Origin of the sequence: Holzapfeliella floricola DSM 23037 = JCM 16512 (assembly GCF_001436605.1) — a bacterium.
Lineage (GTDB): Bacteria > Bacillota > Bacilli > Lactobacillales > Lactobacillaceae > Holzapfeliella > Holzapfeliella floricola.
In genome coordinates this window covers 72,272-87,794 of sequence record NZ_AYZL01000008.1, presented here as the reverse complement: position 1 = coordinate 87,794, position 15,523 = coordinate 72,272, and the positions used below count along the sequence as shown (strand labels likewise).

Annotated in this window: 9 protein-coding genes and 1 pseudogene; all 10 read right to left on the bottom strand. The window is 34.4% G+C overall.

Features of this window, described 5'->3' with window-relative positions:
- Nucleotides 1–80 precede the first annotated feature (80 nt).
- Complete coding sequence (locus FC86_RS01525) at nucleotides 81–3,809, bottom strand: pectate lyase-like adhesive domain-containing protein (protein ID WP_156403318.1); 3,729 nt, start codon at nucleotides 3,807–3,809, stop codon at nucleotides 81–83.
- Between the two features lie 178 nt (nucleotides 3,810–3,987).
- Nucleotides 3,988–4,782, bottom strand: a complete 795-nt coding sequence (locus FC86_RS01520; RefSeq protein WP_056974271.1) for a WxL domain-containing protein — start codon at nucleotides 4,780–4,782, stop codon at nucleotides 3,988–3,990.
- A 131-nt stretch (nucleotides 4,783–4,913) separates the two neighbouring features.
- Nucleotides 4,914–5,975 carry a DUF916 domain-containing protein gene (locus FC86_RS01515; protein ID WP_056974270.1) on the bottom strand — a complete coding sequence of 354 codons (1,062 nt, stop codon included), beginning with the start codon at nucleotides 5,973–5,975 and terminating at the stop codon, nucleotides 4,914–4,916.
- A 50-nt stretch (nucleotides 5,976–6,025) separates the two neighbouring features.
- Nucleotides 6,026–7,324, bottom strand: coding sequence for a hypothetical protein (locus tag FC86_RS01510; protein WP_056974269.1), 1,299 nt, complete (start codon nucleotides 7,322–7,324; stop codon nucleotides 6,026–6,028).
- 70 nt (nucleotides 7,325–7,394) lie between these two features.
- On the bottom strand, nucleotides 7,395–7,994 hold the full coding sequence (locus tag FC86_RS01505) for a recombinase family protein (protein ID WP_056974268.1): 600 nt from the start codon (nucleotides 7,992–7,994) through the stop codon (nucleotides 7,395–7,397).
- 134 nt (nucleotides 7,995–8,128) lie between these two features.
- Nucleotides 8,129–9,970 carry a hypothetical protein gene (locus FC86_RS01500; protein ID WP_056974267.1) on the bottom strand — a complete coding sequence of 614 codons (1,842 nt, stop codon included), beginning with the start codon at nucleotides 9,968–9,970 and terminating at the stop codon, nucleotides 8,129–8,131.
- Between the two features lie 285 nt (nucleotides 9,971–10,255).
- Nucleotides 10,256–11,197 carry a metal ABC transporter substrate-binding protein gene (locus FC86_RS01495; protein WP_056974266.1) on the bottom strand — a complete coding sequence of 314 codons (942 nt, stop codon included), beginning with the start codon at nucleotides 11,195–11,197 and terminating at the stop codon, nucleotides 10,256–10,258.
- Nucleotides 11,194–12,054: a metal ABC transporter permease gene (locus FC86_RS01490; RefSeq protein ID WP_056974265.1), complete on the bottom strand. Its 861-nt coding sequence runs from the start codon at nucleotides 12,052–12,054 to the stop codon at nucleotides 11,194–11,196. Before FC86_RS01490 ends, FC86_RS01495 begins: the two co-directional genes overlap by 4 nt.
- Nucleotides 12,051–12,797 (bottom strand): metal ABC transporter ATP-binding protein, encoded by a 747-nt coding sequence (locus tag FC86_RS01485; protein WP_056974264.1) that lies wholly within the window; start codon nucleotides 12,795–12,797, stop codon nucleotides 12,051–12,053. The genes FC86_RS01490 and FC86_RS01485 overlap by 4 nt, the downstream gene beginning before the upstream one ends.
- Nucleotides 12,798–12,942: 145 nt before the next feature.
- Nucleotides 12,943–15,523: pseudogene (locus FC86_RS01480) on the bottom strand (hypothetical protein); the annotation flags it as partial.

Below are 15,523 nucleotides of genomic sequence, written 5' to 3'. Positions count from 1 at the left end.
ATACTGTTGAGAGCACTAATATTTACTAACTTGGTTAATACACTCTTTGTACAATATGTGATGCTACTGCTTCTTTTTAATTACTCTAGACCATCAACTAGCGTCCATGAAACTTTTGATTTGTACTCACCTTCAAGTACATTGGGGGTATTAATTTGCATTTTAATACCTTTATCTGGGGGAGTATTAATTATAAAGTCACCTGATACTGGTTCTTCATTTTTTTGCTCATAATAAGTAAACACTGTATTTGGTTTATATACTTGATTATTAAAAAGAAAATCAGCGTTCAACTTTCTTCCGTTATTTGTAAAATCATCAAAAGATACTAGTATTTTCCAATTTTTGACATTGTTTCTTTTAACAATAATATTTTGATTTTCTTTTGTTTTAAATTGAACTTTATCGATCTGAGCTACAGTAGATAATTCATGTTCACCAAAATCAAAATCATTGAGTTTATTAAATGCTAAAATTGTTTGAAGTTTGCCAGTCACAATCTGCTTCGCAATGGCTACTTTACCAGATAGTTCATCAAATGCTTGTGCGGTGACTTCGTCTCCTTCTTTAAGATGAGTGTTATTTGGCAAATCATATGAAAACACTTGGTCATCATAAATCTGTAAATTGTAATACGAGTCATCTAATTCATTTAGTTGGAGCTTTCCTTTAGGTAACATTTTACTACTATCTATAAATTTCACATAAGTATTGGGTGAAATATTTCCCTTAAGATTAGTCGATTCAGTCGTTACTGGGGCTAGTGTAATAGAAATATCTGGATACCCTTCAAATAATACTCGATTAAAGTTCTGTGTTCTATAATTATTTTTCAAATCATCAATTCTAGCTTTAGATCCGCCCGTTGCCTGTACACTGTTGATGTTACCGCTGTTATAAACTGGGACTAAATTATAAATAGACTGCCAATCATAATTGGGTTTATCAGAAATATTTTTAGTATTCCATGCTTTAACTTTTGTGTTTTGAGCTTCAAACGTACCAGCAGTTTTAAACAGATAGAAGTTTCCAGCAATACTTTGCAAATTGATGTCAACTTTTTTAGCATCATTAAATGAAAAAGAGGTATTAGCATTCATATTGAGAACCTGATTACTAGTTCGTGGGCCCTTAAACTCGCCCTGTAAATCTATTACTAATATACCCTGGGAATTAATCTGAAATTGACTCCTATTTGACGCTGAGATAACAGAACTTCTAGATCTTTTATATGTTCCTAAAACTTCAAGTTTTGCTTCACTATCTACAGTTAGACTAGCATTATTATTCATTTCAATAACTGGCCTGTCTGATGTTGAAAATCCCCTACCAACACCAGTATCTGATAGTTGAATTCTTAAACTTGAATTTTTACTTAAATTGATATTGCTACTTCTACTTGGCATATTGATAGCCATTTGAGCTGAGTCAGAACGTGTGTTTATAAATAGTTGGGCATCTTGTTCGCAATAAAGACTTCCTGGTAAATAAATCACTTCATTAGAATTTACTCTGTTAGTAGGATATGAGTTATCTGAGTTCGTTGATACACTAGTTAAGTGAACTTCTGCCTTTTTTCCTAAACTCACACTTCCACCATCTCTTAAAAAAATAACATCACTTGAGTTTGCAGTTCCATAATATTTCGCACCGTCCAAAAATTTAATATCACGAGCTTCAACATTTTCTTGCCCAGACCCTTGAGAACTATAGATATTTCCGTTGACTGGTGACACATAACTAGGAACACTATCGACTTTGACTACATTAGCAAAATTTATATCCTGATAAAGTGAAGAAGTTAACTGTGCACCTGTGTAAGTAATATCTTGATACACAAAATCGGCTTTCCCACCTTCATTAATTGATCCCCAAGAGTCATATAATCCATAGAAGCATGCACCTGTTATATTCATATCAGAAAATATAATTCGTCTATTTATATTTGAAGGAATGTTCATGTCATTATAAAAATTATAACTTTTCAATTCAATATTATGACCATTCCCGTTCACTTTCATCCCTTTAACACCTGTCATGATACGGGTTTCATTATTATTCGCAACATCTCCAGCCTCAAGATCTTTTTTAATATTTATTTCTGTTACAGAAACATTTAGCATTGCTTTAATCAAATCGTTAAAAGTATAAACATCTCTTACGTTAGCATCGCTGACTGTTTTATTGTATTTTTTGAAGCTTAGTTTTTTATAAAAGGCTGGATTAAAGTTGGATATAAAGCTGGATTTAACAGCATCATCATCATTTTTAACTACCATTTTAGCATTTGATGAACTACTTATTGAAGTTGAAGCAGAACTTGTTACAAAATTATTAGTCTCTGCCATAAAAACGTGTTTTAATCCGTTCCATTTTAATTCTCCCCAGTTCAATCTATCAAAATTACCATAACCCGTTCGACTCGGTAGATTAGTACTCCCCCTACTAGACAATTCATTATTTAATGCATTAATCGTTTGATTAGTGAATTCAAAAGTGCTGCCAGTTGAAAAATCTATTACTCTGCTAAAACTAGATTCTTCACTGGTTAACTCAAGATTCACTAATTCTGAATCGGTAAGCTTAAACTGACTGCCTCGGCCTAAATCTACCAAGTTTGAATACTGTCTATTATTCATATTCGATTTCATATTTAAAGTTGCATTTTCTTCTATATTTAAAATCGAATCACTTCCTAGGCTTAGAAGAGATGTTCGAGCCGTATAATTAGCAATATCCGAGTTATTGTAATTTGTCTCAATGTTCCAAGCAGAATTAGTACCTATTAAAACAGTCGCATTGTTTCCCATTGTAATTGTATTGTTATAGCCATTGGCATTATTCGAATTGGTCGGAGACACTTTAGAATTAATAGTCAAGTGAGCATCATCAACTGTTTCAATAATAGCGTTAGCGTTCATAGATATTATATTAGATGTTTCTGTATTAATAGTATCCTTCATATTCTGAGTATCCACTGTTAAATCCGCTTGTTTTAACTTGATGTACTGATTTCCATTAGTACCGAAATTCATCAGGTTGGTATTATTTGCCATAGTTCCACTGTGACTTATATTAACTTTGGATCCTTCTTTTAACTCCATACCGGAGTTTGAAACGTTGGCAAAATTTATTAACCCGACGCTATTTGTTAGTGAAGCATAAGAATCAATAGTTAAACTAGATTTTTCTCTCACAGTTAAACCGCTTGTTTGTATGATAGCTCCATCAGACAATCCATCGTTAATTTCTAATTTAACACTATTGTTTATTTCGGTATCAAATCCCGGTGCATATTGAAATTGTGAACCGCTATACGTCATATTTTCATACGTGAATGTTCCGTTCCCATAGTTTCTGTTGTTACTTGTTCGCGCAGTCTGAATCCCATAAGCTGCTATAAACCCATATCTACTGCCATTGACTATATCAATATTTTTTATTTTGAATTCAATATCAAAACCTTCTCGGATTGGACCATTACCGTCTAAACTGATTCTAGCACGCTTATTCAAATCTATCTTATGCGTATTACCATCGATTACCAAACTTCTTAATCTATTGTTTCGGTATGTCAACACTATGTTTTCAGGTCTAGTACTTGGATAAGATATATCTTGAGTTAATCTAATATAAGTCACTTCACTATTTGTGATTGCTTTTTCAAACTCATCCCAGCTTGAAACATACGTTATGTTTTGATTGGATTCATCATTAGAATAGACTGTATCCTTTAAAGATTGATTTTCTGCAAAAATTTGCTGTTCTGTAGTAAATGCTACAACACACACAAAACCAAGAAATAACATTATCGAAAAAAATTTTTTCATCTTATATCCTTCCCTTACCCTACTTAAATAATTTGTCAAAAGTTTCTAAATAATCCAGTTGCTACTTAACTTCACAATGAAAAAGACGGAAAACATCATGTTGTCATGATGATTTCCCGTCTAAACTAATTTTTGCTATATAATAAAATTACAATTTTTATTGAACTGGAGATGTACTTAGTGTCCATGTAATGTTAGCTGTATATGCTGTATCAATTAAAGCTTGGTTTCCTGGCACAGTCAAAGTAACTTTTGATGGATCATATTTTTGAATCCATGCACCTGTACCTGTACCACTAACAGCATTAATAAGGTTCTGAGAATCATTTGATAATTGAATATCTCCTGTTTTCCCTTGAGGAGCTGTAGTTGTATTTCCATATGCTCCCTGAATGCCACCGTTTTCACCTAAACCTGCAATAGAAACTGTTGCCCCTTGCAGAGTTTTTGCAGCTTTTCCAGCATCACCGTTAGAAAATTGGAAGTTATCAATTTTGGCATTTAATGACCATCCAGCAGCAGTCCCTCTATTATCGGTTACTTGAACAAATGGCCTTTGTTGGTCTGATGGCACCAATAAATTACCATTTTGATCTTTAGCTTGATTTAAAGTATATGTTTTACTTTGAGAAGTTACTTCACCTACACCAAAGTCAAAAGAAGGAGCATAGTCGATACTTAAAGGCCCATTTGCATTTGTACCTGTATTACCCTTATCACCAGGGTTAGGTAGCTTACCGTCATCTGGTTTTTGACTTGGATTTGTAGGATCAACGGGTGGTGTTACGTTTGTCTTATTGTTATCGGGCGCTCTGAAAGTAACCTTTGCTGTCGTAGGACGACTTTGATCACCTTCAGCAGCCTTCGTAATGCCACCCATTGAAGATACAGATACACTTAGTAAAGCTGCGGCTGTTACACTGTATTTTAACAATTTTTTTGAATATTTCATAATTTTCTCCTTTCAAAAAGAAACAATGGTTTTTAGTTTGATAACTAAATTATAATAAATTAAATGCTTATATAAAGTAGGACTATCACTACATTCTTTTTTATTCCTCACCCCTTTCAAAATATTAATAATTAGTCATTCTTTTCCTCATCATCTTCATCATCTTTTCTACGTTTCCATAATAGGAAGAATAAGATTAGAATAATTAAAAGCAATAAGATAATGATAATAGTTCCCCACGGCATAACAAAAGGTGCTTTGGTAACATCTTGTTTATCAGTATCCTTATAATTATCATCCGTGATGACCAATTTTTTGTTCCAATGCCATTCATCTCCAGTTCTCTCTGACTTAGCACTACCCTCAATATCATATTCCCCGGGTTTAAGAGAGCCTTTTTTCAAAGAAGTCACAATGTCAAACTCACTAATAGGAGCAACTTGTCCCATATTGCTACTGCTTTCTTCTAACAATTCACCTTTACTATTTTTCACCGAGACATGTGTAGATAATTGTGAAATGTAGGCTGGTTTTGGGTTTTGAATTGTTGTTTTTAGAACCGGCATACTATTATCAACGGTTTGTTTAACATCTATAAAGTTAAATTCTGGTTTTACTTGACTGGTTAGATTTGATCTTAATTGAATTGCCAACGCATATTTATAAATATTTTGTATGGATACTTGAGATTCAGATTTTTTCGTTTTTTCATAATCTGGATCTTTGTATAGTGTCACTCCACCGAGTACAACTCCATCAAATTGGGTGGCCGGATAATTCAATTTGAGTGATACCTGCTGCGTACTATTAGGAGCAAGTGTCAACTTTTTACTTGCATCTTCTGGACTAACCATTTCCGATAGTCTTGGCGACTTGATAAGCTTGTTGGTAGCCTTACCATAGTCTATCGACAGCCCATTACTTGTTGTCGCATCACTGGCATCTAAGATGAAGTGTTGCTCAGTATTAGAACTGTTGGATACATTAAATGTTACATCTTGATTTGTCCCTGGATTAACTAGCAAATCCAGGTAACTAGCATTTTTACTTGTGTCAACCTGATTCTCAGGAATATTGGCAGTAATTTGAAACGGTATTTGAGATGAATCATCTGCAAAAACCCTATCACCAATCGTTCCTAAAACTGATAAAAATGCTAATGCTAAAATAGTCAGTCGTTTTACTATTTTCATAAATTTTCCTTCCTTATCTAGACAACAGTTTAGTCTACCTTTGCCTTTTGCTAAACAGGAGAAGCTGTAACTGTCCATGTTGCCGTCCCTTGATACTTACCAAGGCGTGCCCTTCCAGGTGGTACAATCAACTTAATACTGTTATTGGCTCTTGGGTTTCGATTCGTTCTTATCAAGATATTTTTTTCTTTTTTTATGTTTGGCTTATTCACACCATACCAAAACTGTTCTTCTGGATATCTGACCCTTCCCTCCATCAAATATGTTGCACCAAGAGGCTTTCCATCATGATACAAGTCTGACATAGTTACGCGCACCGTATAGTTACTCTCTGCTTTCATGGCAATTCCTCGCCATTGCATTCTTTGAGGTAGCGTGGTTTGATAAGTCATTGGTTGAGCCGAAATATCAAGTGTTCCAAAATCTAAAAAATCAGTTATTTGGTCCATGAATGCATCAGTAAAGTTATCATAAGCAGTCTGCATTGCGGCAATTCCGTCATTTGTTATTGCTACCAATTCCGTCAGATCTTGATTTGATACTACTCGTTTTTTTTGCAACATATTATAGTAATCGTCATAAATTTTTGATATTATCGCTGTCAATTTGTTACTGCTGGCAGCGGGTATAAAATTAGGGGTCTGGGCATTTCTTATCAAGCTATCACGAACTTCTTTTAATCGATTTAGCTCTGCTGGCTTTTTATTTTTAATGAAATCATCATTATGCTTCTCGAAATCAGTTAATCGGTTAGCATTTAGTATTCTTAGAGCTGTGTAATTATCTCCTATTCTTTTCTCAATTTCTTGACCTAACATATCTATTCTCTTAGAACTCATGTAAGTTGCAATATAACTATTGCTGTCAATCGGCATATATCCAACATCTTTTAAGTGAAGAATAATTCTCGCTACTTGAGGTGAATCCCCTCTTTGGACGAGAACTCCTGCAGAGAAAACTTTTTGACCATCAGAATCAATGGTAACTTTGTTGTTATAATTATAGTTGTCATTGTCTACTGAATTTGAAGACTCTACACTAATACCATCTACAAATTCAGCTAAGCTTGGTGATAATTTCACCCTATACTCTAAAACCCGATTCAGCACAGTAAATCTAGAACCTTGATATCCTGCATCGTAATAAATCAAATTATTCCCAACTGAACCTGTCTGCAAAACGGGGGTGGTGACACTCACTTGACTTGAGTCAAAAAAAAGCGAGTAAGAATCTGTATACTCTTGATCAGAAAACCCCATTGAAGTAGCTGCTGAAACAGAATTGGAATTATACACTATAGCAAAAAGACCAACAATTAAAACCGATATTATGTAAGTGATTTTTCGCAAAGGCAACCCCCCTTATCTCTTTTGACTACACGTTATTGTAACACCAAATCTAAGACGTATAAAGCAAAACTCAGCTTTTTTTTTCAGCTTTTAACTTTCTGTAAAGTGTTACTTTGCTCATACCGTTACTTACTGCAATTTGTTGTACTGTTAACTTATTTTGTTTTCTTTCGTTATACATACGAATAGCATTTGTTAATTCCTTACTTTCTGGAGTAAATTTTATTTTTCGTCCTTTATACACGCCTTTTCTTTTAGCAATTTCTATTCCCTGTCTTTGCCTTTCTAGCATCATTTCACGTTCACTTTCAGCAACATAACTAAAAAGATCAATTATTAAACTATTTAATAATTCCCTTAAGTTCCTGTTTTCTATGCCCCGAAAACTAGGCATGTTCAGTATTGTGACAGTTGCTCCTTTTTGCTGTATTTGCTGCATAATGTTTTTTATATCAGATGAATTACGTCCAATCCTATCAAGGCTACAAACAACTACTTCATCATTAACGAGAATGGTGTTTAATAGTTGAATCAGTTGAGGCCTATCAACATTTTTTCCTGAAATTTTTTCCTGAAATATTTTGTCTACTTTCACATTGGTCAATTCTTGTATTTGTCTATCAAGATTTTGACTGGGGCTTGAAACACGAGCATAACCAATTTTGCTCATTCACATCTTCCTTTAACTAAAATTAGTAAACACTAATTATATCAGTATCCAGAATCTGTAACAATAGTGTGTAAGCTAATGATTCAAAAAATGATACAATTTGGTAAAAATTACCAAATTGTATCATTTACAAACTAAATATTTAATGATTTAACATAAGTGTCTTCTATCCATTGTTTACTTGTACCTACTCTGTAATAAGTATGACCATGTTGAGTCTTTTGAGCAAATACACGCCAACTGGTATGTGGTTCTATTGTTTGACTAGTCATATTTCCAGATTCATCTCGTAAATAAATAAGATAATCAACATTGCCAGCTTCTAAAGTTCCTGTTACTGTTTTTTCGGATTTTTGTTGCGAACTTTGCAAGTATTGCTCTTGAACCCAGTACTGACCGTTATTTTCTTCAAGATTAACATACTTAATACCATCAACAACTTTAGTTTTACCTGTCAAAGTAACTGTAGAGTTATTATATAAAAAGCTAGATGCAGATGTTAATGTCCCTTGATCAAGTTTCCATAGCAAAACACCACTATCATTGAAGTAAGAAATTTTGTCAATCACCCTGTTAAGTGGTACCTGTGGGACATAACTCGTTGTTGGTATACTTTCAACGTTATTCTTCGCTAAGTCTTTTTTTAGATTTTCTCGAGCTGTCTTTATGTTTTGAGTAACACTTTCTTTATCTTGGTTGGCTGAAATCACAGCGTTCTTAGAGTCACTAAGTTTATCTTGCCCACGTTCATGGTTTTCTCTTGCTTCTCGCATTTGTTTGGGATTTAACTCATTGTTGCTTAATTTTTTCGCATAATCCAAAGCTTGAGATGCATTGGCTTGTAACTGTTGAGCATATTTAAACTCTGCGTCTTTTACTTTGTAGTCAGCTTGTGCAGCTTCCAATTTGAATTTTGATTCTGCTTTTTCAGAAACAGACTTAGAATTGTCTTTTTGGATGTCTTCATTTTCAGCATTCAATTTATTCATCAAGTCTAATGCATCATCACGGCTTAATTCTTTATCAGCCAATTCTGCTTCTGCTTTATCAAGTTCTACTTCATTTAGCCCTTCAGCTATCTGTTTTTGTGTATCTAATTGAGTTGATTTAGCATCTTTAACTTTTTGAGCTAATTGTTCAAGCATTTGTTGATTATCTTCATTTTTCTCTGTTAGTTCTGATAATTCTTTTGCTTTATCATTTTTCTCTTGTCCATCTGGAATAGAATTGTAGTCGTTTAATACCTTAAGATAATTGTTTGAATCTTGTGCATTATTATAAGCTTGTTGAGCATAAGCCAATTCTGCTTTAGCAACATCGTTATTTGTTTCTGCTGTTTCATAGTCAAAGTTTTCGATTGATTGTGTAGTTGAATCTAGCACGCTTTGTGTTTGTTGTTGTGCTGCCTTTGCCTTATTCAATGATGCTTCTGCTTGTTTCAGTGCAGCATCATTTTGATTTCCAGCAATGCTCTTTTGAACATTTAATTCTTTTGATTTAGCATCTTTAACTTCTTGAGCTAATTGTTCAAGTGTTTCTTGCTCAGAATTTTGATCCCCAAGTCTTTGTCTTTTTTCATCATCTGTAAGTTTATTTTGATTTAGCTTTTGTACATATTCCAAAGATTTAGTTGCATTATTATAAGCTTGTTGAGCATAGGCCAATTCTGCTTTAGCAACATCGTTATTTGTTTCTGCTGTTTCATAGTCAAAGTTTTCGATTGATTGTGTAGTTGAATCTAGCACGCTTTGTGTTTGTTGTTGTGCTGCTTGTTTTTCCCTTAGTGTTTTCTGAGCTTCATCAACTTTTGTTTGGTTTTGAGAAATAATTCCTTCTATTGTAGGTATTTCCTGAGCTGATACCATTTGTGTTCCCATAGCATTGTTTTGATTGTTTTCGACTACCGCTACTCCTAGTAATGCAGAGCAGGCAAACGCAGCCACAATATTTTTAGTTGTTACTTTACTTTTTTTCATCGATATTCGCTTCCTTTTTATACTTTCTCCAAAATAAACTGACTTTACTATAACTAAAATTCCCTTAACTAATTCACCTTAATATCCCCCCTTGCAAAAAACATTGTCAATTATATATTTTTTCAAGTTAAATGTCCACGTTCATATTTAGTTGTAGACCAACATAAAAACACATATAACAATTGTTATATGTGTTTTTATGTTGGTCTACAACTGCTTTAATAGTCTAAAATCCTTAGATAATACACTATCTTGCTCATAGTCAACTAAAACTAATTATGAATTTTAGTCCGTTATACCTTCAATTATTTTCGTAATATTCCAGTCCATCATACTGTAGTAAGTATCACCTGGATTCCCTGCTTTGGCTAAAGAATCGGTAAACAATGTTGAATAAATCGGCAACCCTGTTTCTTTAGCTACTTGTTCCATTGCCTTAGGTGAAACTGATGATTCTAAAAATAAGCTTTTAACATTAGCGGCTTTAATTTTAGCCAACACTGTTGTCATTTGTTCAGGTGTTCCTTGTGATTCAGTATTAATTTCCCAAATATAAACTGGGGTCACTTGATAAGCATTGGCAAAATATTTAAAAGCACCTTCAGAGGTGACTAATAATCGTTGATTTTGTGGAATAGTTGCAAATTTTTCTTTAGCTGATTGATGTAACTGTAATAATTTTTGACAATAATTTGTTGCATTTGCTTGATAAAATTCAGCATTTTTTGGATCTTTTTCACTCATTACTTTGGTAATATTTTGAACATAAATGATACCATTTTCAAGATTTAACCAAGCATGGGGATCGACTTCATTTTCATCCGTCGTCAACTGTTGTGGCGTAACTGACTCACTAGCGGAAAATACGTCCTGATTGAATACTTTATGACTGGTTTCAACTAATTTAGTAAACCAACCATTACCTCCTGTTTCTAAATTTAACCCATTATAAAACACTAAATTAGCTTCCGTCGTTTTAGCAATATCACTAGGTTGAGGTTCATATTCATGTGGATCCGTTCCTCTTTTAACAATGCTATATAAGTCAATTCGGTCCTGTCCCACAGTTTTAACCATATCTTCTAGAATCGAATTGGTTGTCACGATGTGTAATTTTTCACTTTGATTTTGTTGAGAAGTACGATTGCCTTTTCGATTTTCCAAAAACCAAAACACACTGCTAATCATTACCAAAACAGAAAGCAAACTAATTAAAATTCGTTTCATTTCATGCCACCTCGCTGTTTAAGTGTTTTTAATAACACACCTTGTTTTGGAGAAAATAGGAAAGATAAAAAGAAAATAATCGCTGCAACTAGCACAATCGCTGGGCCCGATGCCCAATTTAGCGTGTAGCTTAAGTACAACCCAATCATTGCCGATACCGTTCCCATTACTGCGGATAAAATCAATAAGTTTAATAGTCTTTCCGTCCATAAAAAGGCAGTTGCAGCTGGTGTGATTAACATAGCCACCACTAAAATAATGCCAACGGTCTGAAGTGCCGACACTGTCACTAACGTCAACATTAGCATCAATCCATAGTGAATGACCTGAACTTTTAAGCCATAAGTCTTAGCATACACTTCATCAAATGATGTAATGACTAATTCTTTATAAAAAATTGAAACAAATAAAATAACTAGCCCTAAAACAATCGCTGTTGTCATAATATCGCTGTCACTGACTGCTAAAATATTTCCAAACAAAATATGATGTAAATTAGTGGAACTTTCAGCCATTGAAATCAAAATGAATCCTAAAGCATAAAAAGCACTAAAAATAATACCAATAGACGTATCCATTTTAATTTTAGTGCTAGAAGCCACGAATCCAATCAAGATGGCTGCAATAATTCCAAATATAGAAGCACCTAACAGGACATTAACGCCTAGCATGTAGGCGATAGCCACACCTGGTAAGACAGCATGTGAAATAGCATCACCCATCAATGACATGCCTCGCAAAATAATAAAACTCCCAATAATTCCCGACATGACCCCGACCATAATTGCCGTTAATAACGCACTTTGTAAAAAGTCATATTGAGATAGTGCTTGCAAGAAATCAGTAATAGAACTCATTTGGTCTGATCCTCCTGACGATTTTTAAATAAAACGTGCGACAAGTCAGCACTAAAGGCTTGTTGAATATTTTCTGGCTTATAAACAGCTGATGTTGGACCAAAATCGACAATGCCATGATTCAAAATTACTAAATCATCAAAGTACTGTGGGGCTTTATTCAAGTCATGATGCACCACAATAATCGTTTTACCCTTTTGTTGCCAATCATGCAAAATATCCATAATAGCACGTTCACTTTGTAAATCGATACCCACAAATGGTTCATCTAAAATGACAACTTGAGCATCTTGAACAATAGCTCTAGCCACAAAAACACGTTGCAGTTGCCCACCTGAAAGTTCACCAATTTGACGGTTTTTCAACTCTAATAATCCGACTTGCTCAAGGGCGTTAGTTGCTTGCTTTTTTTCTAACTTACCTGGATTTTTAAACAGGCCTAACTTGGCGTAAGTTCCTGATAGTACAACATCAAAAACACTAATTGGAAAAGTTAAATCTAAATTCTTACGTTGTTCGACATAGGCAATCTGTTTTTGAATTGTCTTAATGGATTGATCATTATAACTAATTGTGCCATTTTGTTTCTTTACTAACCCTAGAATTGATTTCACTAAAGTTGATTTACCTGCCCCATTTGGTCCTATAATTCCTGTAATTTTCCCTGAGTGAAAAGTCACATTAATATTGGCTAAAACGGGGACTTCTTGATAAGAAACTGTTAAATCCTTAACAACTAACATACTAACCCTCTTTTCTTAAAACTTGTCCTACTAGTTTAACGTTTTTTAAGCTTGTTTACAATATTATTTAGGTTTACTTAACTTTTGAGAATAATAAAAACGCATCTTCGACTTAGTCGAAAATGCGTTTTTTGTTTAGTATTAATTATTGAAGATTTGTAACATATTTAGCTTCAATCCATTGATTGTCATTTCCTAGACAATAATAAAGTTCACCACTAATACGTTTTTGGCTAACGACTTTCCATGCTGTATTTGCAAAAATAGCTTGGTTTGTCATATTACCATTTTTATCTCTTAAATAAATCGCATGGTTGGCTGGCACATTACCAACACTTGCTACTCCTGTAGTAGGCGTTGGTTCTGCTGGTTTAAAATATTGCGTTTGGACCCATTGATCACTATCTTTGGCATTGATTCGAGTATAAGAAATACCATCAATCACTTTTTCATCGTATGTTTTAACATTTGCAAGCGATAATTCTGTCATCTCACTCGACTTCATTGCATTCTGATTTGAATTCCAAACCAAAACACCATATCCTGAAATATAATTCACGACACCAGCTTTGGATGATGGGTCTGCTAGATATTTAGTCTGCAACCACCCTCTATTATTCGCTAGTTTAGTATAGGAAATACCATCCACGACTTTTGTTTCTTTAGTTGCACGAACACTATCTTTGTGATGTTCGTAGCTAGTTGTTTGCACCGGCTTACCATCTAACATGTCCCAGATTAATACCCCTTCATTAGGTACGTGAGTAACAGTTGTTTGCTCCATATTCGCACTAATCGAGTTATAACCATTGATGTAGGCTTTTGACTTACCTGTTAAATCAACTTTAACACCATTTGTTAAGTCTTTATCTGCTTGTGCAATACCATTTTGATAATTGTCATAAGCTTGTTTATAAGCGGCCATATAACTACTACTATAAGTTCCACCAAACATAGATAAATCAGCTAATGGTCGACCATTTTCTCCATCGTTTTGTCCTGATAACTGACCGCTACCTAAGTTATTTAGGTAGCTTGAGTAACCACTATCATAACCGAATTTATAACCTACTTTATAAGCTGCTGATTTATCTTTAGTATTTGCTGACGCACCTGATAATCCACTATCTTGACCGGCTTTGGCTCCTTCAAAACCTTCAGTATAAAAATCTTGATAGTCTGGGTATTTGTTTTTGTTATTTTGACTACGACTATTAAGATAATCTTTTTGGCCATAAAGTGCTGCTTTAGTCGCTTTGTAACTATCTTGGTATTGCTTGGATTGACCAGATAAATCATCTTCTTTATTCAAACCGGACTTCAACGCATCATCATGCCCTGTTTGTGCTTCTGTGTAGCCTTTTTCATATGCTTTAGTTCTATCTGTTGGCATTGGGGTTACGCCATCTTGGTAATCTTTTACACCTTGAGCAATGGCTTCATATCCTTTGGTATAAGCTTGTCCTGAGTCGGCTGCTTTGTTGTCTTTGTTTAGACTAGCTTTCATACCTGTTTGAGTATCTCTGTACCCTGCTTTATAACTTTCACTATGAGTATCAGATTCTAACAATTCAACAGTTGGATTAGCTAAAGCTGCTTTAATTCCTTCAACACGATCATATGCTGCTACATATTGGGCATTTGCATTGTCAGGTTTTCGATTTCCAGCAAATCCAGCTTTAGCTCCATCAAATCCTGACTTAAAGTCATCATTATTACTTTCTTCTGATACTAAATCAGATTGGCTTCTACCTGCTAGTGCTGCTTCTACACCTTTTCTTGCCTCTTCTGCTTTTGGATAAGCTGTATTATATGCATCTTGATATGCTGGTGCTTTATCCGAAAAGTCTGTCTTGGCTGGAGCTTTTTCTAGACCATCTTCTGTTGCTTGTTTAGCTCCTTCATAACCTGTTTCATAAGATTGACCTTTGTCAGACTCTTTCGCAGTTTGGCTTTGATAAGCATTGCTTCCTTCAGTTCCAACTTGAGCACTAGTGAATCCTTCAATAAAGGCTTGGCTCTTACCTGTTATGGCTGTTTCTGCATTATCTTGATAAGCATCATGCCCTTTATCTGCTTGGTCATAACTTTCTTGATAATTCTTAGATGCTTCTGCTTGTTTATCTTGACCATTCACATAGTCTGATGCACCTTTAACAGAATCATACGCATAATTATAACTAGCTGATGCACTTACTTCTTTTTGTGGATTTGATTTCACAGCTTCTTGGGCCGCTCTGTAAGCATCTTGATAATTAGTTTTTGATTCTCCAGTATAATTATTTGACTTATCTTGATCTACTTTAGCATCTGCCATCGCTTTTTGACTTGTCACAATCATATTATAAGCATCTTGATAAGCTTTTGATTTTCCTGAGAATTCTGTTTTTACTGCACCATTATTATAATCATTTACACCATCTTGACTACCTGTATAAGCTTCATCATAACCTTTTTGACTGATTGGATTACTTTCATACTGTGATGCATTTACCTTATCACGGCTATTTAAGTAGTCATCACGACCTTGTAAGGCTGCTCTTGTTGCATTGTAACTATCTTGATATTGCTTAGATTTATCTGTTGCTGCTTGAGCTTCAGCACCTGACTTCAGCGCATCATCATGCCCTGTTTGTGCTTCTGTGTAACCTTTTTCATATGCCTTGGTTTTATCTGTTGGCATTGGGGTTACGCCATCTTGGTAATCTTTTACACCTTGAGCAATA

Bases quoted from the DNA above. Each gene is read 5' to 3' on its own strand.
- FC86_RS01525 (WP_156403318.1), bottom strand. From the start codon at position 3,809: ATGTTATTTCTTGGTTTTGTGTGTGTTGTAGCATTTACTACAGAACAG.
- FC86_RS01520 (WP_056974271.1), bottom strand. From the start codon at position 4,782: ATGAAATATTCAAAAAAATTGTTAAAATACAGTGTAACAGCCGCAGCT.
- FC86_RS01515 (WP_056974270.1), bottom strand. From the start codon at position 5,975: ATGAAAATAGTAAAACGACTGACTATTTTAGCATTAGCATTTTTATCA.
- FC86_RS01505 (WP_056974268.1), bottom strand. From the start codon at position 7,994: ATGAGCAAAATTGGTTATGCTCGTGTTTCAAGCCCCAGTCAAAATCTT.
- FC86_RS01500 (WP_056974267.1), bottom strand. From the start codon at position 9,970: ATGAAAAAAAGTAAAGTAACAACTAAAAATATTGTGGCTGCGTTTGCC.
- FC86_RS01495 (WP_056974266.1), bottom strand. From the start codon at position 11,197: ATGAAACGAATTTTAATTAGTTTGCTTTCTGTTTTGGTAATGATTAGC.
- FC86_RS01490 (WP_056974265.1), bottom strand. From the start codon at position 12,054: ATGAGTTCTATTACTGATTTCTTGCAAGCACTATCTCAATATGACTTT.
- FC86_RS01485 (WP_056974264.1), bottom strand. From the start codon at position 12,797: ATGTTAGTTGTTAAGGATTTAACAGTTTCTTATCAAGAAGTCCCCGTT.